The 21,233-nt window shown below is 36.6% G+C and carries 18 protein-coding genes; 6 read left to right on the forward strand and 12 right to left on the reverse strand.

Going from position 1 to position 21,233, the window contains the following annotated elements; all coding sequences use genetic code 11:
• Window positions 1-175 precede the first annotated feature (175 nt).
• The 6 genes from GQR52_RS12130 (at window position 176) to GQR52_RS12155 (ending at window position 7,032) form a co-directional block, all read left to right on the forward strand.
• Window positions 176-1,504 (forward strand): hypothetical protein, encoded by a 1,329-nt coding sequence (locus GQR52_RS12130; RefSeq protein WP_165728621.1) that lies wholly within the window; start codon window positions 176-178, stop codon window positions 1,502-1,504.
• Between the two features lie 153 nt (window positions 1,505-1,657).
• The gene (locus tag GQR52_RS12135; protein WP_165728622.1) at window positions 1,658-2,962 is read left to right on the forward strand and encodes a sugar ABC transporter substrate-binding protein; all 1,305 of its coding nucleotides are present in this window, start codon (window positions 1,658-1,660) and stop codon (window positions 2,960-2,962) included.
• A 144-nt stretch (window positions 2,963-3,106) separates the two neighbouring features.
• Window positions 3,107-3,979 carry a sugar ABC transporter permease gene (locus tag GQR52_RS12140; RefSeq protein ID WP_165728623.1) on the forward strand — a complete coding sequence of 291 codons (873 nt, stop codon included), beginning with the start codon at window positions 3,107-3,109 and terminating at the stop codon, window positions 3,977-3,979.
• A 2-nt stretch (window positions 3,980-3,981) separates the two neighbouring features.
• Window positions 3,982-4,812 carry a carbohydrate ABC transporter permease gene (locus tag GQR52_RS12145; protein WP_165728624.1) on the forward strand — a complete coding sequence of 277 codons (831 nt, stop codon included), beginning with the start codon at window positions 3,982-3,984 and terminating at the stop codon, window positions 4,810-4,812.
• Between the two features lie 10 nt (window positions 4,813-4,822).
• Window positions 4,823-5,824, forward strand: coding sequence for an ABC transporter ATP-binding protein (locus tag GQR52_RS12150; protein ID WP_165728625.1), 1,002 nt, complete (start codon window positions 4,823-4,825; stop codon window positions 5,822-5,824).
• A 248-nt stretch (window positions 5,825-6,072) separates the two neighbouring features.
• On the forward strand, window positions 6,073-7,032 hold the full coding sequence (locus GQR52_RS12155) for a sugar-binding transcriptional regulator (RefSeq protein WP_165728626.1): 960 nt from the start codon (window positions 6,073-6,075) through the stop codon (window positions 7,030-7,032).
• A 420-nt stretch (window positions 7,033-7,452) separates the two neighbouring features.
• On the opposite strand, the gene GQR52_RS12160 is transcribed toward GQR52_RS12155, so the two are convergent.
• The 12 genes from GQR52_RS12160 to GQR52_RS12215 form a co-directional block, all read right to left on the reverse strand.
• A complete protein-coding gene (locus tag GQR52_RS12160; protein ID WP_165728627.1) occupies window positions 7,453-8,277 on the reverse strand; it encodes an alpha/beta hydrolase in 825 nt (274 codons plus the stop codon).
• A 460-nt stretch (window positions 8,278-8,737) separates the two neighbouring features.
• The gene (locus tag GQR52_RS12165; protein ID WP_165728628.1) at window positions 8,738-9,163 is read right to left on the reverse strand and encodes a response regulator; all 426 of its coding nucleotides are present in this window, start codon (window positions 9,161-9,163) and stop codon (window positions 8,738-8,740) included.
• Between the two features lie 16 nt (window positions 9,164-9,179).
• On the reverse strand, window positions 9,180-12,056 hold the full coding sequence (locus GQR52_RS12170) for a hybrid sensor histidine kinase/response regulator (RefSeq protein WP_165728629.1): 2,877 nt from the start codon (window positions 12,054-12,056) through the stop codon (window positions 9,180-9,182).
• Window positions 12,053-13,219, reverse strand: a complete 1,167-nt coding sequence (locus tag GQR52_RS12175; RefSeq protein ID WP_165728630.1) for a hypothetical protein — start codon at window positions 13,217-13,219, stop codon at window positions 12,053-12,055. Before GQR52_RS12175 ends, GQR52_RS12170 begins: the two co-directional genes overlap by 4 nt.
• Before the next feature lie 9 nt (window positions 13,220-13,228).
• A complete protein-coding gene (locus GQR52_RS12180) occupies window positions 13,229-14,044 on the reverse strand; it encodes a secretion system protein (RefSeq protein ID WP_165728631.1) in 816 nt (271 codons plus the stop codon).
• On the reverse strand, window positions 14,041-14,916 hold the full coding sequence (locus tag GQR52_RS12185) for a type II secretion system F family protein (RefSeq protein ID WP_165728632.1): 876 nt from the start codon (window positions 14,914-14,916) through the stop codon (window positions 14,041-14,043). The genes GQR52_RS12180 and GQR52_RS12185 overlap by 4 nt, the downstream gene beginning before the upstream one ends.
• The gene (locus tag GQR52_RS12190) at window positions 14,909-16,207 is read right to left on the reverse strand and encodes an ATPase, T2SS/T4P/T4SS family (protein WP_165728633.1); all 1,299 of its coding nucleotides are present in this window, start codon (window positions 16,205-16,207) and stop codon (window positions 14,909-14,911) included. The genes GQR52_RS12185 and GQR52_RS12190 overlap by 8 nt, the downstream gene beginning before the upstream one ends.
• 6 nt (window positions 16,208-16,213) lie before the next feature.
• Window positions 16,214-16,978, reverse strand: coding sequence for a hypothetical protein (locus GQR52_RS12195; protein ID WP_165728634.1), 765 nt, complete (start codon window positions 16,976-16,978; stop codon window positions 16,214-16,216).
• Between the two features lie 97 nt (window positions 16,979-17,075).
• Window positions 17,076-17,465: a hypothetical protein gene (locus tag GQR52_RS12200; protein ID WP_010552792.1), complete on the reverse strand. Its 390-nt coding sequence runs from the start codon at window positions 17,463-17,465 to the stop codon at window positions 17,076-17,078.
• A 372-nt stretch (window positions 17,466-17,837) separates the two neighbouring features.
• Window positions 17,838-18,515, reverse strand: coding sequence for a hypothetical protein (locus GQR52_RS12205; RefSeq protein ID WP_165728635.1), 678 nt, complete (start codon window positions 18,513-18,515; stop codon window positions 17,838-17,840).
• Window positions 18,512-20,431 (reverse strand): pilus assembly protein N-terminal domain-containing protein, encoded by a 1,920-nt coding sequence (locus GQR52_RS12210; RefSeq protein ID WP_165728636.1) that lies wholly within the window; start codon window positions 20,429-20,431, stop codon window positions 18,512-18,514. Before GQR52_RS12210 ends, GQR52_RS12205 begins: the two co-directional genes overlap by 4 nt.
• A gap of 213 nt (window positions 20,432-20,644) precedes the next feature.
• Window positions 20,645-21,217, reverse strand: a complete 573-nt coding sequence (locus GQR52_RS12215) for a tRNA-(ms[2]io[6]A)-hydroxylase (protein ID WP_007586685.1) — start codon at window positions 21,215-21,217, stop codon at window positions 20,645-20,647.
• Window positions 21,218-21,233 lie beyond the last annotated feature (16 nt).

A 21,233-nucleotide genomic window follows, 5' to 3' on the forward strand; every position in this document is an offset into this window, starting at 1 on the left:
CATTCTGTGATTATGCTCAGTAGATGAGCTTATGCTCATTTGTGCAATTTCATTGACTTTAAAGTATTTTGCTCAATAGCCTCATCTATACACACTGAATTAGTACCAGCTTAGTTAAATGAATATGTATTTAATAAAGTCGGTATCACACACCACACTAAATAAAGAGCTTATTATGTTGAATAATAAAAAGACTAAATTTGCAATTTCTCTCATAGCGGCAGCTATGGTTACATCGACTCCAGCACAGGCTGATATTTCTGAATATTTAGATCGAGTAGACGTAGATTTTTTATTAATGCAAAACTTTCAGTCAATTCAGGCTAAAGACGGCGCATTTCGTCCAGAAGATGAAGAACAAGAATCAGGATTTGGCCGTATTAGAGCTAACCTGATGCTTAAATTTCATATTAACGAGTTCATCACTGCCGATATAGACATTGCAGAAGAGCCTAATGATTTTGGTGGCGAGGATCGTGATTTTTCATTTCATAATGATTATGCAGGTGTTGAATTTGATCTATTGGGTCTTTACGGCACACCAAAAGATAACAGTAACTTAACGCTTCGTTTAGGTAATATTGGTGGTTCACCTTTTCAATTTAAAGGTTTTCAAGACGGTGCAGATAATCAAAATAATGCACTTATTGGTAATGGTGTAACCGACTACGCAACCGCAGAAAACGGCGCACAGCTAAGTTACAGCGAAACTTTCGATAGTGGTGTAGTGCGTGCTTATAATGTAACTGGTGGTATTACTACTTCTAGCTTTGGCGAAGCTTTTCAAGAAGACCGCGGTTATAACTACCGTCTTCAAGGTACTTTAGAATTTGAAGGTGGTTTTAAAGCAGGCTTAAACTTATTAAAAGCGAATCAAGGTGACCAGTTACGTTTTGAAAATGGTGTAGCTAGTCTTGATGGCGTAACAACAACAAACTACCGCTTTGGCGATGGTGAAAACTATAACTTCTCAGCGTCACCTTCAAACGAGCGTGACACTCACGTTGGCGCAATGCCAGGGCTTGAGCAATCAATCATCCAGCTTAACTTAGCTTATCAACCATCGGACGAAACAAGCCTAATCTTTATGGTTGGTAAATCGTCTGATGATTACACGTTTGCAGATGCAGCTGGTAATGCCGTTGCCGGTATTACCTACTTTGGTACAAACGGCATAGCAGATGAAAATGGCACTACTTTTGATTCAAACAGTGTAATAGAAGGCGACTCATCGGTTGAGTACTTCGTGTTTGAAGCACAACAATATCTAATCCCTAAAAAGCTATATGTAGCGGCTCGTTATGCAGAAGCCGAAAACACTTCCGACTTAATTGAACAAACAGACAACACAGTAGAGCGTATACAAGTAGCCGCAGGTTACTGGTTTAACGATAAAACGCTTTTAAAAGTTGAGTATGTTAATCAAGAAGAAGGTGTTAATTCGGGCGGCCAAATCGGTAAAGGATTTGACGGCTTTACTTCTGAAATATCTGTTAAATTTTAAATCATTATCCAACTAGTTTATCTATTTATACAAAGCGCCTAAAAAGGCACTTTGCGGGCAGTTTTATGCTTTAAAACTGCCATATATAGAATTGGCAATAGATTGAAATTTAATAGCACTTGTTAAAACATAACGTGTATGGGGAATTACCCGATGAAAAATAAATTAATTATGCTCGCGTGTGGCTTCATAAGCATGGGCGCTGCTGCAAAAGAAACCATTACAATAGCCACTGTTAACAATGGTGACATGATCACCATGAAAGAATTAAGCAGTGACTTTACCAGCCAAAACCCTGATATAGATCTAAAATGGGTCACTCTAGAGGAAAACATTCTTCGCCAACGTGTCACTACCGATGTAGCAACAAAAGGCGGCCAATACGATGTTATGACTATAGGTACTTATGAAGTACCAATTTGGGGCAAACAAAATTGGTTAAAAGAGTTAGATAGTTTAGGTGAAAACTACGATTTAGACGATTTAATCCCTGCAATCCGTAGCGGTTTAACAATTAACGATAAACTTTATGCAGCCCCATTTTATGGCGAAAGCTCAATGGTTATGTACCGCACTGATTTAATGGATAAAGCGGGGCTGGCAATGCCTAAAGCACCAACATGGGACTTTATACGACAAGCTGCCAAAGCAATGACCGATAAAAAAGAAGGGGTATATGGTCTTTGTTTACGTGGTAAAGCAGGTTGGGGCGAAAACGTTGCACTTATTACATCAATGGCTAATTCGTTTGGTGCGCGTTGGTTTGATGAAAATTGGAAGCCACAGTTTAATACACCAGAGTGGGAAAATACCCTCCAGTATTATGTAGATGTAATGAAAGAGTCGGGACCTGCTGGTTCATCTGCAAATGGTTTTAACGAAAATCTTGCACTATTTCAAACCGGGAAATGTGGTATTTGGATTGATGCTACCGTTGCCGGCGCATTTGTTACTAACAAAAAAGACTCAGAAGTTGCCGATAAAGTAGGGTTTGCACTTGCGCCAGATAACGGCCTAGGTAAACGCGGTAACTGGTTATGGTCTTGGACTTTAGCAGTACCGGCAAGCAGCAAAAAACCAGATGCCGCAATGAAATTTATTAGCTGGGCAACATCTAAAGAATACACTCAACTTGTAGCCGACAAAAAAGGTTGGGCAAAAGTACCGCCAGGTACACGTAAATCACTTTACAGTAATCAAAAGTACATGGACGCAGCACCTTTTGCGCAAATTACCTTAGATTCTATTCAATCTGCAGATCCTAAAAACCCGACCGTTAAACCGGTGCCTTATGTAGGTATTCAGTTTGTTGCTATTCCTGAGTTTCAAGGAATTGGTACAGCTGTTGGGCAACAATTCTCAGCAGCATTAACTGGCCAAATGACCGTAAAACAAGCGCTTAGTACATCTCAGCATCTCGTTGAGCGAACAATGCGTAAAGCTCGCTATCCTAAATAGCATGTAATGGGCGGGTAAGTACTCAAACTTACCCAATATTTTATGTCAATTCTATTTACTTGTTAGTTATAACGCTATCAAGGGTTTCTGATTTTCACTCGGTAGCTAAGAGTAAATAGTATTGGCTTTTTTAAGGTCACCTTTATGGCAACAACTAACTCGCGCACGCTTGCTCGGTTTATGCTTCTTCCTAGTGTAATTTTATTACTTGCTTGGATGATAGTTCCGCTGTGTATGACACTGTATTTTTCATTTATTGATTACAACTTACTCGTTCCAGGGGATAAAGAGTTTGTAGGCTTTTTAAACTATGAATTTTTCCTAACTGATCCGGCTTTTGTTGAATCATTTTTTAACACGCTCTACCTAGTAACTGGGGTTTTACTGATCACTATTTGTGGTGGTATTGGCTTAGCTATTTTACTAGACCAAGCAATATGGGGACGAAACTACGTTCGCATTATGGTACTAGCCCCATTTTTTGTAATGCCAACTGTGTCGGCATTGGTATGGAAAAACATGCTAATGAACCCAGTTAATGGCTTATTTGCACACTTTGCGATATGGCTTGGCTTTGAACCTATCGACTTTTTTGCTCAAATTCCGTTATTTTCAATCATCATAATTGTGTCTTGGCAGTGGTTGCCATTTGCAGCATTAATACTGCTAACAGCAATACAATCATTAGACCGTGAACAATTAGAAGCGGCTGATTTAGATGGCGCAGGCCCATTTAGTAAGTTTTTTTACATCGTTTTGCCGCACTTATCGCGTGCTGTAACTGCTGTTATTTTAATCGAAACTATATTTTTACTGTCAATTTTTGCTGAAATATTAGTTACAACCAGCGGTGGTCCTGGTTATTCGTCAACCAATATAACGTACTTAATTTACACGCAATCACTACTTCAATTTGATGTAGGTGGCGGTTCGGCAGGGGGCATAGTTGCAGTTATTATTGCAAATATAGTCGCTATATTTTTAATGCGCTTAATTGGCAAAAACTTGGAGGGTTAATTATGACTATAAAAGATAGCCGTCGTTCCAAACTAATTTATACCATTGCTGCATGGACAATAAGCGGTATGATTTTCTTTCCTATTTTGTGGACGCTAATCACCAGTTTTAAAACTGAAGCCGAAGCAATTTCAGCAAGCCCCAGTTTATATGTGTTCGATTGGACGCTCGAAAACTACCGAGATGTATTGTCACGTTCACCTTACTTTAACCATTTTTGGAACTCAGTGGTTATATCATTAGGTTCAAGTTTACTTGGTTTATTAATTGCCGTACCTGCTGCGTGGTCTATGGCTTTTGTTCAAACTAAAAAAACAAAGCATCTATTAATGTGGATGCTTTCAACCAAAATGTTACCACCAGTAGGCGTGCTTATTCCTATCTACTTATTGTTTCGTGATTTTGCATTACTCGATACAAAATTGGGTTTAGTGATTGTAATGACACTGATTAATTTACCAATAATGGTATGGATGCTTTACACCTACTTTAGAGAAATACCAAACGAAATACTTGAAGCTTCACGTATGGATGGCGCAACAATTGGCGAAGAAATATTTCATGTTTTATTACCAATAGCCTTACCTGGTATAGCATCAACGCTATTGTTAAATGTTATTTTATCGTGGAATGAAGCATTTTGGACCCTTATTTTAACCGCTGCTAATGCTGCACCTTTAACCGCATTTATTGCCAGTTACTCAAGCCCGGAAGGGTTATTTTACGCTAAGTTATCGGCAGCATCTGCCATGGCCATTGTGCCAATTTTAATACTTGGTTGGTTTAGTCAAAAACAATTAGTGCGCGGATTAAGTTTCGGCGCAGTGAAATAGGAGAATACACATGGGCAGCATCACACTAAAACAAGTCACTAAAAACTTTGATGAAGTTAACGTAATTAAGCCTCTCGACTTAGAAATAAAAGATGGCGAATTTATCGTTTTTGTTGGTCCGTCGGGCTGTGGTAAATCTACGTTATTACGAATGATTGCAGGGCTTGAAGATACAACCAGCGGTAATATAGAAATAGATGGTGTTGACGCTACAAAAACACCGCCAGCTAAAAGAGGCTTAGCAATGGTGTTTCAATCATATGCGTTATACCCGCATATGAGCGTACGTAATAATATTGCTTTTCCTTTAAAAAGAGCCAAGGTAAGCCCTGCAGAAATCGAAAGTAAAATTGCAAACGCCGCTAAAATACTTAATTTAACCGACTATTTAGACCGAAAACCTGGGCAATTATCGGGTGGTCAGCGCCAACGTGTTGCAATAGGGCGCGCTATTGTACGTCAACCGTCGGCATTTTTGTTTGATGAGCCACTTTCAAACCTCGATGCGTCACTACGTGTAAATATGCGTTTAGAAATCTCTGAGCTACATAAAAGTTTAGCTACAACAATGATTTATGTTACACACGATCAGGTTGAAGCCATGACAATGGCAGACAGAATTGCTGTGTTTAATGCCGGTATTATTGAACAAGTAGGCACACCTTTAGAGCTTTATAAAAACCCAGTAAACAAATTTGTAGCTGGTTTTATTGGGTCTCCAAAAATGAACTTTATAGATGATCCACAAAATGAAGATTCGAATGTTAGTTGTATTGGTATACGACCAGAGCATATAACACTCTCTTCAGAAATGGGTACTTGGGCTGGAACTGTCGGTGTAATTGAGCATTTAGGATCGGAGAGCTTTTTACATATAAATATTGAAGGCAAAGGGACCGTAACAGTAAAAGCTGATGGTGATTGCCCATTAAAATATGGCGACAGTATTTACCTAAGCGCACCTGCAGATAAAGTATTAAAGTTTGATAATAATGGTTTAACAATTAGCTAAAGCCAATTTTAAATTACCTTGAATAGCACTTTTATAAAGGTGCTATTAACTAAATTCTAATTACATAATCCTATGAAACCTAGGTATTTTTTATTAAGGAATGGTATATTTACAACTATAAATAACAAAAACGTTATTAATAAATAGATACTCCAAAATTAATAAAATAATTTATATAGCAGCACATATAATTAAAATTATGTAATGAAAATAAGGACTTAGTTTTCCTTCTATTTTAAGAGGTTTACGTGGTAAAGCTATCAAATACAGAAATTAGAAAGCTAGACGATGCGGCCAGAGCAGGGTGGTTGTATTATGTTGGCGGTAAAACGCAAGATGAAATAGCTAAAAAGCTCAACATATCTCGCCAGTCTGCACAAAGAATGGTTGCGTTATCAGTTAGCCAAGGGCTAATTAAAGTTAGGCTAGATCACCCGATTGCTAAATGTATGGATCTGGCCGAAAAAATAAAAAGCCGTTTTGGGTTAGATTCGTGCGAAGTTGTACCGAGCGATCCGTCTGAACCTTCATCTACATTAGGTTTGGCTCAAGCTGGCGCGGCAGAAATAGAACGTCATTTAAAATCAGAACAACCCAAAGTACTTGCTATGGGAACCGGTCGAGTTTTACGTTCATGTGTTGATGAGCTAAGAACTGTTGATTGCCCGCAACATAAAATTGTAGCAATGCTAGGTAATATGGCTTTAGATGGATCGGCTTCACCTTATGATGTTGTAGTAAGAATGGCCGAACATACCAATGCAAAACATTACCCAATGCCATTGCCAGTTTTACCAAGAAGTATTAAAGAAAAAGAACAGTTACATGCACAACAAAATATTACCGGTAATTTAAAACTCGCTAAAGATGCCGATGTAACATTTGTGGGTATTGGTAGCTTAGGTGAAAAATCGCCATTACATATAGATGGCTTTATTGATGCGCAAGAACTTAAAGAGTTACAAGAACTCGGTGCCGTTGGTGAAATGATTAGTTGGGTGTTTGATAAAAACGGTAAGCTTTTAGATTGCAAAGTTAATCAGCGTGTAGCAAGTACGCCATTAAAAACAAATGCTAACAAACAGATTTATGCGATAGCTGCTGGTGAAGAAAAAGTGTTAGCCATTTTAGGCGCAGTAAGGTCAAACATGATCAGTGGATTAATTACTAACGAATATACAGCTGAGCGTTTATTAAGTATTGATTAAACAAATTGATAAATAAAGTATCTGTATTAGTAATACCTGTTATTGTAATAAAACCACCTAATGTCCGATACCACCTAGTATTGGACATAGTAAGGGCGCATTTAAGCGCTCTTTCTATATATGCATTAACTACCTATAATTTATATTATGTTAAATAGTATAAATAAATACATAACCAAGTTACTCACCTTCATTAATTAACGTATAAATGCGATATTTTGACTATTTAATAAGCATTAACCTACTTATCTTAATAGTCAGTGTCTTACCCATTTACGGTATTAGCTTCTTGAACATATAAAAATACCGCTTGGTTATTAATATTATCAAGCGGTATTACAATGATTGCCTATTCGCTACTTTACCCAATCAAACTTAACGTATTGAAACAAATAGCTTTTTAATAAACCTAGTAATTCACTAGAATGTTTTATCATTCATAAATTCACTAATAAGATCAGACACTTTATCTGGATGTTCATCAATAACCCAATGAGCGGCTCTATCTATCCAAATCAATGATGAATTTGGAATTGCTTCTTCTAACATTGGCGCATACTTTGGCTTTTGAAACTTGTCTTCTTTACCCCATATTATGAGTGTTTCATGAGGTAAGCTTTTAAGATCGCCTGTAATAGCTTCGGTATATTCTTTATTGAGCCTGCGCATGTTACTAAATAAAGCGGCTTTTCCTTTTTCATTACTCCATGGTGCTAAGTATATTTTCATCAACTCTTCAGTCATTACGCTCGAGTCGTAAACACCTTTGGGCATGAAATCTCTTAATGTATCTACAAATTCAGCTACAGTTGTTTTTTCTTCTACACCTGGTTCTAGCAAAGGTTCAAATTCTGGTATTGGCCAAGAATCAAAACATACACTATCAATTAAAACCAACCCGTTTACTTTATCCGGATGATTTACAGCCATTAATTGAGCAACACCACCACCAATATCATGTGCAGCAATATTAACTTTAGAAATACCGAGTTCTTCCATAAACTTACACATTATTCTACATTGCGCATTTATAGATACATCTGTGTTACTTGGCATATCTGATTCACCAAAGTTTAGTAAATCAGGCGCTATTACTCGATGTTTTGATGCAAGTTTTGGCATCACATTTCGCCATAAAAATTTATTGGTTGGTATTCCGTGTATCAATAATAAAGGTGTTCCTTGTCCCATTTCTTGATAAGCAATTTGATGACCATCTACTGTAACGTACTGTGTTTTGCTCATAATTTTGCCTCTTTAACATTAAAAATTATAATGTTTATTGAACTATAAAAGTGGAATATAGCCTTATAAAGCAAATTCCATCCCAAGATAAGTATTTATTAGTTATTAAAAAATCTTAATGTTTTAAAAGTTAAACCCCTGTGATACGTGGGCTCTAGGCTAAATAAATTTACTGACTTTATAATATTGCAGTGTTTAATAATTGTGATTATCAAACCGCTTTAAGAAGTGTGAAACGATGACTCGTATACATGCAACAATTACAAAAGCGTAGTTTGTAATACTTTGAAGAAATAATTTGAAGTAATTATTCTTATTAAAGGACTTTTATAAATTTAAATAAATTAAAGGTTCATATACACAAAAGCACTAATAAACATTAGTGCTTTCAAAAATTATAATTTAATTTTTTAGTAAGCTATAAATAAAAAATAGTTAACCGCCCTACTGTTTCAATTTATCATTCCAAGAAAGATCTAATATTTTCTATTAATACACTTTGCTTAACTGGCTTCAATAACAGGCCGTTAAACCCAAGCTTCACATACTTGTTATCACTATTTTCGTTTTCACTAAATGTATGAGCAATAATTTTTGTTGCTGATGCATCAGCATGCTTTCTTATTTTTAGCATTGCGTCAGTGCCTGTAAATTGCGGCATGACTATATCCATTATAATAATGTCGTAAATATTTTGAGAAACCATCAGTAGTGCCTCTATTGCACTTGATGCGAAATCAATTAAAATATTTTCTTCTTTGAGCATTTTTCTAATTACAATTTCTATTAGTAAATCATCATCTACTAAAAGTAGTCGTTTAGTGTTATCTATAGGTATTACTTTAAAATCGATAACTTCCGCCATATTTCCAATAGTATTATTCATTTATTACTCCTTTGGCTTATCTTTTTAAAATACGTGATATTTGGTTTATTAAAACACCCTGCTTTACTGGTTTTAATAGTAAGTCATCAAAACCCTGATTTACGTATTTAGAATCTGTATCGGGTGTAGAAGTATGTGCAATGATTTTAGTTTTAGAGTTATCACTGTGTTTTTTAATTTTTAACATCGCGTCAGTTCCCGATAGCTCAGGCATAACTATATCCATTAAAATAATGTCGTAACTGTTTTGCGATACCATCAACATCGCTTCTATTGCACTGCGCGCGTAATCTATTTTAATATTTTCATTTTTTAGCATCGCTCTAATTACAATCTCAACAAGAGGATCGTCATCAACCAGTAATAGCGTGTTTTGGTGTTTGTTAGTTACTAAACTAGCTTTTACTAAATCATTATTTGTTAACGAGCTACTTGGTACTTCTTGCTCGTTGTCTTTACCTTTACCTTGTTTGGTTGCTATGTTGACCAACATAGAAAGTGATATCGTTGATTTATTCGCGTTACTACTTACAGTTATCGCTTTACCACCTAACATTTTAAATATTGAAATAAAAAACTTTAACTCTAATGACACGTCTTTATCATCTATAAAGCGCGTTATATCATCACCCGATATACTTTTAAGCTCAGTTATAAAGTTACTACTGTCGATCAAATTACTTAATGAAAAATCGAGGTATAAGTAATTACGTTTACTTTCATTTTTAATCTGAGCGTTAATTGAAAGCGTTGTATTATTTGATGAATCCAAAACCTCAGTCACTAATTGAATAACCAATTGAGAAATTAACTTTTCATCGCTTGCGACCGTTAATTCAGGCGTAATATTATTTTTAAGAACGATTCTTTTATTTTCAGCCTCTTTTGCTAAAATCGACATATTATTATTGATCATTTGATTTAGGTTTACGTTTTTGGCCTGAAGCTTTAACTTACCTATTTCCGATTTATTTATATTTACGAGTTGCTGAATTACACTTTCGAGCTGGTCGCATGCATCAGAAATATTCCCCACATTGTTTTTAAATTCGTTAAAGCTTATTGGATCTTTAGATATTTCAACTAATGACTTTAAAGATGATAAAGGCGTTTTTAATTGACGGCTAAGCCTTGTAACAAATTTTTCTTTTAATTGATTTGTCTGTTTTGATTTTTCGAGAACATCAGCAAGTAAACATTCTTTTTGATGTGCCTCTGTATCATCTCTAAAGTAGCAAACGAAACCATTAAAATCTGTATGTCTTTGTAATACAGTTATCCACTTCCCGTCTGTAAAACCTATATCTATTAATTGGTTACGGTCATCATCAAGCTTATGATGTTCATGGTAGTGATTTATAATATTATGCTGCTGCGCAATACTTATCAGCTGGCTATACGATAGCTGACTGTTTTGTTTATTCACCTGTGCAAATAAAAGATTAAAAGCATTGTTGGTAATCACAGGAAATTCATGGCTATTAAAAATAGCAAACCCATGCGGCAGTGCATCCAGAGAACTTGAAAAAAGCTCCTCTCTATTGAGTATTAACTGATTTTTTTGTTTTATTTCACTGTGTAAACGCCTTGGTAAACGTAAAAAATAATACACAAACGCGAATACACAAAAAGAGATTAACCCTAATCTAATTAAACTGTATTTAGTTATTTGTGGTCGTACTATTTTATTCATTGGTTGCACATGCAAACGCCAAGTAGGTGGAAAACGACTGCTTAAAGCGCTAATACTATTTTTAATTATACTCGGGTTTACTTCTCCTTGTTTTCCTAAAGTAAACTGTGGTGTTGCTATAAAAACGTTATAATTTTCAGTGTTTAATTTGCCAATAACGGCTTTTAAAAACTTACTTAAATCAAATGCTGTAAGTGTATAAATAGAGCCTTGTTTTATTTTTATTTCAGAAATTAAGAAGGCCGTATCAGCAACCGTAAATACTTCTACTGCTTGTTTATTAGCTCTTTTATTAAATTTTTCTAACCAGTTTGTAAACCCATACGCGGCTAAATCAAAATTGTTTTTTGACCAAAGTGCAAGCTGGTTATACTCATAATCAAACACAACATACCCTTTGTAAGTTAAATTTTGTGAAACCTGACTCTGCACTAAATTACTAAGTTGCTCTTTTGTATAATTATTTTGGCTTTGCAAAAAGCCTGCAATAACTAAATCTTTTTGAGATATATACAATCCTTGATTATCAAATCGCTCTAATGCATTAAATAACGTTTTACGTAATTGCTGGGTTTGTTGATTGTAATTACTTTGCAGCTCCTTTTTTTCAATAGTATAAAGAAGTAATGCAGTGAATGAACATAATACTAATGCAATTAAGAATGCGACGGGCGCTAAACTAAATACATGAATATACTTTTCCCTATAATTTTTTTTCGCAGGATTAGTACTTTGATTACTTACTAAATCTGAATTTTTATTTAACTGTGTCTGCAATAATTTAGCAAATGAAATAAACTGATCTTTTTGTGAACCTATTAATGTTTTAGGTGCTAAATCGGCCATCAGCACTACGCCAATTAATTTATTAGTGACACTATAAATTGGATATTGTGCATAAAAACGAATTAATTTGTGCGTGTTGTTTGATACATCATCAAAAAAAGTATCTTCAAATAGATATAGTTTTTCTTGTGTACAGCGTTTTTGATAGCTTAATAACTCATTTTCGACGCTTTCTTTATCGTTGCAGGTTATTAACTGCTCTGAATAAACTTCTCTAAAATCGATAAATTTAACAATTGGAACATCATAAAACTGTTTTAGTAGTGTTAGCGTTTCTTTAATTTCTGTTGATATTTCATCAGCTTGTGTATCTGCTACATTAGCATGTGAGGTAAATATATTTGAGGCGTTCATTGACGTTCTCCTTCCCCTTTAGGGGGAGTATGTATCCACGTTGTACTGTTTTGGCCGCTGTGTACTGGCAGTAAAACTTTAAATGGTGGTGTTAAGCTACTAAGTGCAGGTTCGCCTGTAGTGATATTAATTACTTGTTCTGCATTAACTAAATTAAGTGATGTTTTGCAATATGTAATGCCTGGCTCAATCCCTATTAAGCTCAGTGTTTCACTAATAATAAGGTTATTTACTAAATCAATACCGGCGAGCTCAAATGTAGTTTGTAAAATAGTGAAAACAAGTGTCTCTACAATGTTTTCATCTTCTTCTAAGCGTGTCCCTTCTGGGCAGCATATTGTACCAAGCTCTATATCAACACTTGTTCCAATACCAACTAATGACAGTGCATTAAGGGCTGTATTTAAAAGCGGTTCTACCTGGGGTAAATATAAATCAAGTATGTCACCTTGCGATTCGTACCCCGTTTGGCATGTATCACACGATTGCGATAAACCTTGATCGCTTGTACCTAAAAGTGAATTACCTAAAGCTGTTACCCCAACTAAACAACTGCTGTCGGCCGGCTGCTTATCTATTTCAAAGCTTTCACAAGGTGAGCCTGTTACTACTTTTTGCGATACATAACGAGATAGAATTTGTTCACTATTAGCAGGGCATTGTTGTGGCGTACTTCTTAATAACTGACCAATAACGGTATTACCTAACTGCCCTATTGCATAATTTGGACCTTGCTGCAGCGCATTTATATAACTTACATTACCGGTATTATTTAGTTTGCTCACACCTTGGCTGTCTGTTGCTTCGTCGCTTAAGCCCTTTAAACACGGATTACCTTGGCAATTTGGAGCATCGTAATAAACAGCTTCTCGCGAGGTAAACCTATCATCTCGTATGCCTACTAATGCTCTATATGTGCTGTTTGCTCCCCGGTCTGTATAAAAAACGAGTGGTGCTTGGTGCTCATCAAAACTTACTGCAATACCGAGTGGTCTATTGTTAGCATCAACGACAGTAATTTGATTATCTACTTTAGTTTGATGGCGCTTAATAAGGGCATCCCTGACTAAAATAACTCCACCAATTGAGCCAATAATTAAAATTGTAATAATTAATATAAGCTCAATAGTAAGTATGTACCCTTGTTGATAATGCTTTTTCATATCAGGCTCCTATAACACTTCTACAAGCATTTTAAGTACGTTCATTACTTGTAATGCTGCGGGAAAAAACACCAATACCAAAAACATCGGAAAACAAATTAAGATAATTGGAAAGGTTGTGTGCATCGCTTTTTTGTTTACCTTTTTAGCGAGTAAAATGTTCTTTTTTAGAGCTAGGCCTTCAAGTTGAGCCTCTACTGCTTGGATAAGTGGCGTACCAAGTTTTGACCCTATTAACATTAAGTTGGCGAGCTTTTTAATTCCTAATACGCCGGTTCTTTCAAAAAGTGAATTAAATGCAAATTCACGATCTTTACCTGCGCTTAGTTCGAATAAAAATAACTTTAGCTCTTTGTACAATGGGTGTTTTTGATTTAATCCATGATCAACCGCCAGTGCAAATGAGCGCTCTAGTGAAAATCCAGCGCGCATGTAAACCAGTAACACCCGTAAAAAAAACTCTAAACTATTATTAATAGTGGTTTGACGTTGATTTTTACGTAATAAAAACCAGCATTCGGGTGCAAAAAAACACATAAAACACAGTAATAATTTAATCGATTGGCTCAGCTCATAACCTGTTAGTTCTATAACCGTAAATGCACTAAAAGTAGCAGCCACTTTGAAGCAGTACAGACTTATTAATATTTTATTAATTTGAATCCCTGCTTGTCTTAGTTGACGTTTAGAGATGATGATTAGCGGATACCAATTAATGTTTTTAGTATCGGGTTTATCTAATTCAACTTTAAGAGACTGCCTATGAATATGAATAAACGAGCCCATACTCACTAAAAGTCCGATAAGTAAAAGTATATCAATCATAATGTTACCCTTAAGCTAAGGCGTAGCCACAAAAATCCAAATAGCTGACAAATAAGTGCAACTGTTATAAATGCGATTCCATTGGGATCGTTTAGTAACGGTTCAAACCAGGTAGGATCGGTATAGCTAAATAAAGGAATTAAGGCATAAGGTAAAAAGCCACTAAATACAGCCGCATATTTAGTACCCGATAGCTTTGCTTTTAGCTGTTGGCGATCGAGAGTTCTGAGTGACATCATGTTACATACGCTTTTTAGCATGTCAGTTAAATCACACTGGCTTTGTGTATGCGTGATGATGCTATGAGCAAACAATCTAACTGTTTCGCAGTTGTATCTTTCAATTAAAGGAGAAAATGATGTTTCGGCATCGCTACCCATACTCATGCGTTGTAATAGCAAAGTACTTTGCTTTTTTATGTATGGGTCTGCATGTTCATCAGCAAACTGCATTGATTGTTGTAGCGATAAACCGGTGCTTAAACACGATTGCACGGTTTCTATAAACTCTAAAAAATGATGTTCAAATTTAGCTAATTTATAATGAGCTAAGTCAATCACAGTAATAAAACAAGTTATAAAAACGACTATTGAAATTATAAACGCGCTTGTAGATGCCTCGGGGTAATATAATTTGGCTAAAAACCATGAGCTACTCGAAAGCGAGCACGCCATGCTTATAAACCAGGCGTTACTTATGTTTAAGCCTAGCACTCGTAGTGACAGAGTAAGTACGTCTTTTTCTTCTAAAATATCTACTTTTTTAGTGCCTTGGCTGCTTTTATTTTTAGCATACAAAGAAACCAACACACTAGTTGCAAGTACAAAGGTTATAACCGCCGCTATAGCTAATAAATAATCAAGTTTAGTCATTGTTAGCCTCCGGGTTATTGTGCAGTAATGCTTTTAATTCTTTTGCATTTGCGCCTTGGCCTTTCATAAACTCAATAACACTTGAGTTATCTATTAACTCACTTTGTACAGGCTCTGCTTCGTTAATACTATAAAGCGGGCTAAAATGTGCGCCGCCATTAACACGCTTAATTTCACCAATACTTTTTAGAGTTCGGGTGCCATTAGTTGAGCGAGAAACATGCACAATAAGTTGAATACTCGACGCGATTAGCGAACTTGTATGGGTATCGCTCAGTTGTGCATTGTGTAACTGCACTAAGGTAGATAAACGAATAACGGCATCATTTGCGCTGTTAGCATGTATGGTCGTCATCGAACCTTGGTGACCACAGTTCATTGCTTGGAGCATATCGATTACTTCGCCTGAGCGTACCTCACCTACAAGTATTCTATCTGCGCGCATTCTAAGGGCTGCTTTTACTAAATCTCTTAGGCTTACTGCACCTTTACCATCGCTGTTTGTGTCGTGGGCTTCTAATTGCACAACGTGGTTGTGATGCAAATTAAGCTCAGCACTTTCTTCAATGGTTACAACACGTTCATTCGGATTAATTGAGTTGGCAAGTACGTTTAATAATGACGTTTTACCAGCCCCGGCATTGCCACATACTAAAATATTAACGCCTGTTTTAACTGCACTTTTTAAAAATGATAGGATGTTTTTATCTAAAAAATGGTTATTAACTAAAAAGTCATCGTTTATTTTTTTATGGTTAAACTTACGAATAGACACAATAGCTGCGCTGGTACACGCAGGCGGTACAATAATATGAACACGGCTACCATCTTTTAGTTTGCCATCAACAATTGGCATAAGCGCATTCACTTGTCGGCCACAACCATCAAGTAAGCGATCAACAAATCGGCGTAAATGGCGTTCGTCATCAAACTTACTGGCTGTGCAAAGTAGTTTGCCTTGTTTATCAATCCAAATATCTTGCGTGTCGTTTATTAAAATATCACTCACCTGATCGTCCAGCATAAACTGTGCAATAGGACCCAGACCCTGAATTTCATCAAATACAGCCTGAACAACCTGCTCTTGTTGGTGTTGATTAAATGAAGATTGATTAAATTGTGGAATTTCACTGCACAAAGCAGAGATTTTTTCGAGAACGTTACTTGATAAAAGCGCGGTTGGTTCTTGTTCGTACTCTTCGATAACGGCATCGTGCAATAGCTTTTTAAGCTCTTCAAAGGTACTTAAACTGGTTTGAACTTCTTCATGTTTGCTTGAAAAATTAAACATAAAAACTCACTTAGCTACATATACAGCTTCATTTTTAACGCCTTTAACCACTTCGATTGTGCGACTGGTTTGTAAGCGTGAAAAGTTTTGCAAACGACCTTGTTCAATGTCATAAGCGCTATGCACAATAATTGATACTTTGTCGGCATTATCTATACCAGCCAATGAATAAACATCTTTTGGAAGTACCGCAAGTACTAACGAAACACCGCCAGCGGAGCTTGTCTCTTTTGCTAAATTATCCATTACGCCACTTTTTGCGGCTTGAGATTTAGGCCCTTTTGAAACACCAATAAGCTGTACATCTCGGGCGACTGTTCTTACTAAACGATTAGTTTTAGCAACTATGTCTAGTCGGTCTCCTTTGTGTATACGCGAAAGCGGGATATCTAAGGTATTTAGTTTTAAAGTATATAAAACACGCCCTGCCGGTATGGCTTCTGACAAATTTTGGCTTTTCGCTCTAATAAAATCAGTGTCGAACAAGGGTTGCTCAACCATTTTATTAGTTGCTAATTTTTGACCAATTAATGCACGCGGATTTTGAACGCTCAGTGCAATATTTGAGTAGTTACTTGGATCTATACTTTTTTGCTCTACATCATGAACGGTAACTGTTTGACCGGCCGACATATTTTTGTTTACTACCCACGCTGTTACGCTATTTTCATCGTTTACCTGTCTAATGCCCAAAGCCGAAGCTAACATGCCAGAGGTGATGAGTAATGTGAGAGCCGCTGTGGTTGCGCCTTTGTTACTTTTACTTTTCATAATATTCCTCCAGAGTAACTTTCACTGCCACACTTTTGTGGCAGTGAGCCTTAAGCTTGGTATTCAAACCTGGTTGCCTTATATTGGTTACCTTGCGTTAGTTACCTTGCGAACCGCCAGCTGCTGTACGAGTTGCAGCATCGCCGCTTGGTGTAGCATTAACAAGTGCGGCACTTTCACTAAAGTCTGATGCAACAAAAGTGAATGAACTACCATCGCCTGCGTACACATCAACTGAATCTACAAACCCAGAGCCAGACACTTCAGCAGTGCCTTCGGCGTTAATCATGCCGTCAAATACATAGCTTTGGTCAAGTGAGCCAATTGCTTCAGCTACATCTTCAAGTTCGCTGGTTACCGAGTCACGTAATGTAGATAAACCAATTACAAGTGCTGCTACCATTGAAGTAGAAAGAATGATTAGCTCTGACGTTAGTACAAAACCTTTTTGCTTTTTGCTATTTAAGTTATGTTTAATAGTTTTCATAATCGTAGCCTTTAAATTAGAAGAGCTTATGCTCACTTTACATATTGCGAGGACCATGCCAGCTATAAATAACTATTAAATACAGTTGGTTATGTTTTTAATGGTTACTGTTTATTAGATGTTTTAATTTTTGATTTGCAAAATGCAAATCAATATTAAAAATATTTTAGATAAATAATGCTAGGTTTACGTTATTGAAAGTATTATTAAAACTGATGGATAGTGTAAGGGGTAAATATTAAAAGCAGTCTTGTGAGGTTACGTATAAAACGTAGGATGAGCGTAAGCTTTACTTGTATTTTTGATAAATAATAAAGTGGTTTTGGCCCTAAATAATGCCAAATTTTAGGTATAAAAAAAGGCCCGAAGGCCTTAAGAATAACAATTACCTAAAACGGAGAGTTTACCGCGCCTAGCAAGTGCTTTTTTATGCGTGGGTTCTGCACGTAAAACTTGCTCATAGTAGCCACAAGCCAATAAATTATTGGTATTAGCTTCTTCAATTAACCCTTTATGGTAAAAATAGGCAGTGCTATTTAAACCAAACTTAACCGAAAGCTCTAAGTAGTTTGAAGCTATAACGTAACTGCCCTGAGCATAATGTATAGAGGCCATTTGCAGGTATGGTGAAGCATGTGTACCAAAAACATCAACGCCGTATTGAGCAATACTTTTTGCTTTAGCTAAATTACCTTGCTCTATTGCTAACGTAACCCCTAAAGTAATTGCATTTAATGGTGGATTAGCTTTATTCAGTAATGTGTTTATAACTTGTTGAGATTGATTAGCACGGCCACTTTTATAAAGTACGTAGGCCGATATTGAAAGTATTGCCTTGTTATCGGGGTGTTCAAGCATTAACTGATTCACCTCATGCACTAGGTTTAAACAGTTACTTGCATTTATACCTTCACACTTTAATGGTTGGGAATTTAATTGGTATTTTTTAACGATGTCACTCAACGCGTTGTAAGGATTTACTGTTGGCTTGTAATCAATATGAGCGCAACCCGATAAAGTAAGCAGTAAAATTATATAAAATATTTTCATAGGCCTTGCTCCTGTATGTAACTAAGTAACTGGGTGTCTATATTTGCCTGCTCCCACGAACGTAAGGTATTAATTGGCTCACGCACCAGGTTTGGAGTAACAACAATAATTAGCTCGCGGTTGTTTTCACTTTTACTGGTTGTTTCGCTTAACTTTCCTAGCATGCTATTGCCGTTGCCATCAGGTACAAAGTCGTGGCTTGCGTTGTTATCGGTGCTAATTAAGCCACCAATAATAAGAGGTTGTCCGTCTTTTAAACGTGTTGATGTTTGCATGCTGCGTGTATTAAATGCACTACTGTTTAAACTGCTGCCTGTACTTTGTGCAATTTCGGCGGTTAACGTGGTATCGGGTAATGAAATTACAGGGTTTAGATCAAGTGTTATTCTGTCTTTGTCGTCAACCATGGCGCGTACATTTAATTCAACTCCAAATGATTTAAATTCTGTACCGCTAAACACCGACCCACTACTACCTTGCTGCCCGCTTGTAATTCCTGAAGGGCTATAACTTGTAGGTACAGGTACTTCACCACCGACTTTAAACACGGCACTTTCACCGGCTAAAACCGTGATTGTAGGGCGAGAAAGCGTTCGAGAAATACCTTCTTGTTCAAGTAATGAAAATAACATATCAATGGCAAACTGTGAGGTAGAAAGCTGTAAGTTATTAGTTAATTGACCGCCAATTAATTGCAGCGCATTTTCTATTGTTGCAGAGCCAGATTCACGATTAGTCATACCGTCACGGCCAAATAAACCCGCTTCTTTTTCATATCCATTAGAGAGCACGCTAATATCTGGGCGCCATTGCTTTAACCTACGTTGATTTACTTCGTATAGCTGCACCGATACACGCACTTGCGGTAAATCTTCAACTTCAATACTCGACAAAACTTTACCGCCAGCCACTGACAGCAACGTTGCTCTTGCAATATTAGAACTCACATTACTTAAATTTAATCCTGAGGTAGCATCATTTATTAAACCGCCTGACTCGTTGGCAAGTACTTCAATACCTGAACTTTTATCCTGCGTTGCGCCGCCCATTAAATTATTAGGATCAAGAGGAGAACCCTGAGTTTGTAATGCTTGCTCTGGTTCGAATAATTTATTAATTGTATTTAATAAGCGCACTAGCTCTATCTGGTTTTTTACAGAGCCGGAAAGTAAAAACACATCGTTGTCGTCATTTGATAACTCATCAACCGAGATGCGTTTAATGGTCACTTTATCTGCGCCCATTGATTTTATTACTTCGCTAATACGTTCTTCTTTAGGCTTGGGTGCTTGAGTTACTTTTATTAAATTAATAATAGCGACTTTACTCGAGTTTTGAGAGCTGCCGCCGTTTGCGTTACCCAAGCCTTGCAAGCGTTGAGCAAGTGAATTAAACATACCTTGGTTAGGATTTGAGGTGATAACGGGTTGTGATGCTTGTGAGCTACTGGCATAAAGGTAGTTTTTTGCAGCTTCATAAGCGGCATGACGATAATTTATAGTAGGTACTTCACCACGTAATACAACAGCATGGCGATCAGGCGCTATGGTTAGCTGTACGTCAGGATGGATGTCGTTTAAGGCATTTTCTAGTACGCTGTAGTCTTCGGTTACGCCAAGTAAAAATGTTTCAGAGCTTTTATCGTCGTACCACACCATCATAGATGTGCGGCCCAACTTTTTAGCTAAAATTAGTAGCTCACGGCCATTTACCACGTTCACATCAAGTGTTGTTTCGTGGCCAAGTGCAATACGAGAAATATCACGGGTAAACACAAAGCGAGTATGCGTCCATTTAACTAAGTGCGATACTTTTTGTACCCGCTCACCATTTGCATTTTCTATATAATCTAAATGACTTTCACTGCCCATAGCGGTAAAAGATATTAGTAATAGTATAAAAATAAATTTTAACATAAGCCTTTCCCTCAATTTGCTTACTGTATAGGTAGCAAGTATGAGACCAAGGGTTTTTGTATTTATAATCAGTGGATTAAGATGTATAAACGTGTTTTTTATTATTTTGATTCGCAAATTGCAAATCAACAATTCATGAAGAGGTTAACAAAGAAATAAGAGCAGAGGTGTGTGGCGCAAAGCGAGTGAAAATACGCTTTACGCTAGTTTTAATTAATGCAAAGCGGCTGTAAACGGGATGCTTTCACAGATTTTAGCTTCAGCTATAAGCAGCTCTTCTAGACGAACATCAACTTCTTCTTTTTCAAAGTATTCGTAAGCTAGTTCTACAAATAGGTTTTTATGTTTTTCTTCTGACTTAGCAATAGCAACATAAAAGTCTTTTTCTTTACCCTCAGGAAGCGCTTGTGCAACTAAAGAAAAACGCTCGTGGCCACGTGCTTCAATTACACCGCCAACCAGTAATCGGTCCATTAAAAAACCATCACGACCGTGTCTAAACAGTGCACGTATTTGTTTTATGTACGGGTCTTTTTTGTCGTCACCTAAGTTTACATCTCGCTCTAAAAGTAATTTAAGTACTTGTTTAAAGTGTATTAATTCTTCTAGCGCTAAGTCGGTCATAGCTTTTACTAATTTACGTTTGTCTGGATAATGCGAAAGCATAGACATAGCCATACCCGATGCTTTTTTTTCTGCAGCGGCGTGATCTTGTAAAAAAGTATTAAAGTCAGCAAGGACAACTTCGGTCCATTCAAATGGGGTGTGGTATTTTAATTCAAACATGTTCTGTACAACTTAA

It is taken from the genome of Pseudoalteromonas sp. 31A1, assembly GCF_011378815.1.
In the GTDB taxonomy this organism is placed as follows: Bacteria; Pseudomonadota; Gammaproteobacteria; order Enterobacterales; family Alteromonadaceae; genus Pseudoalteromonas; species Pseudoalteromonas arctica.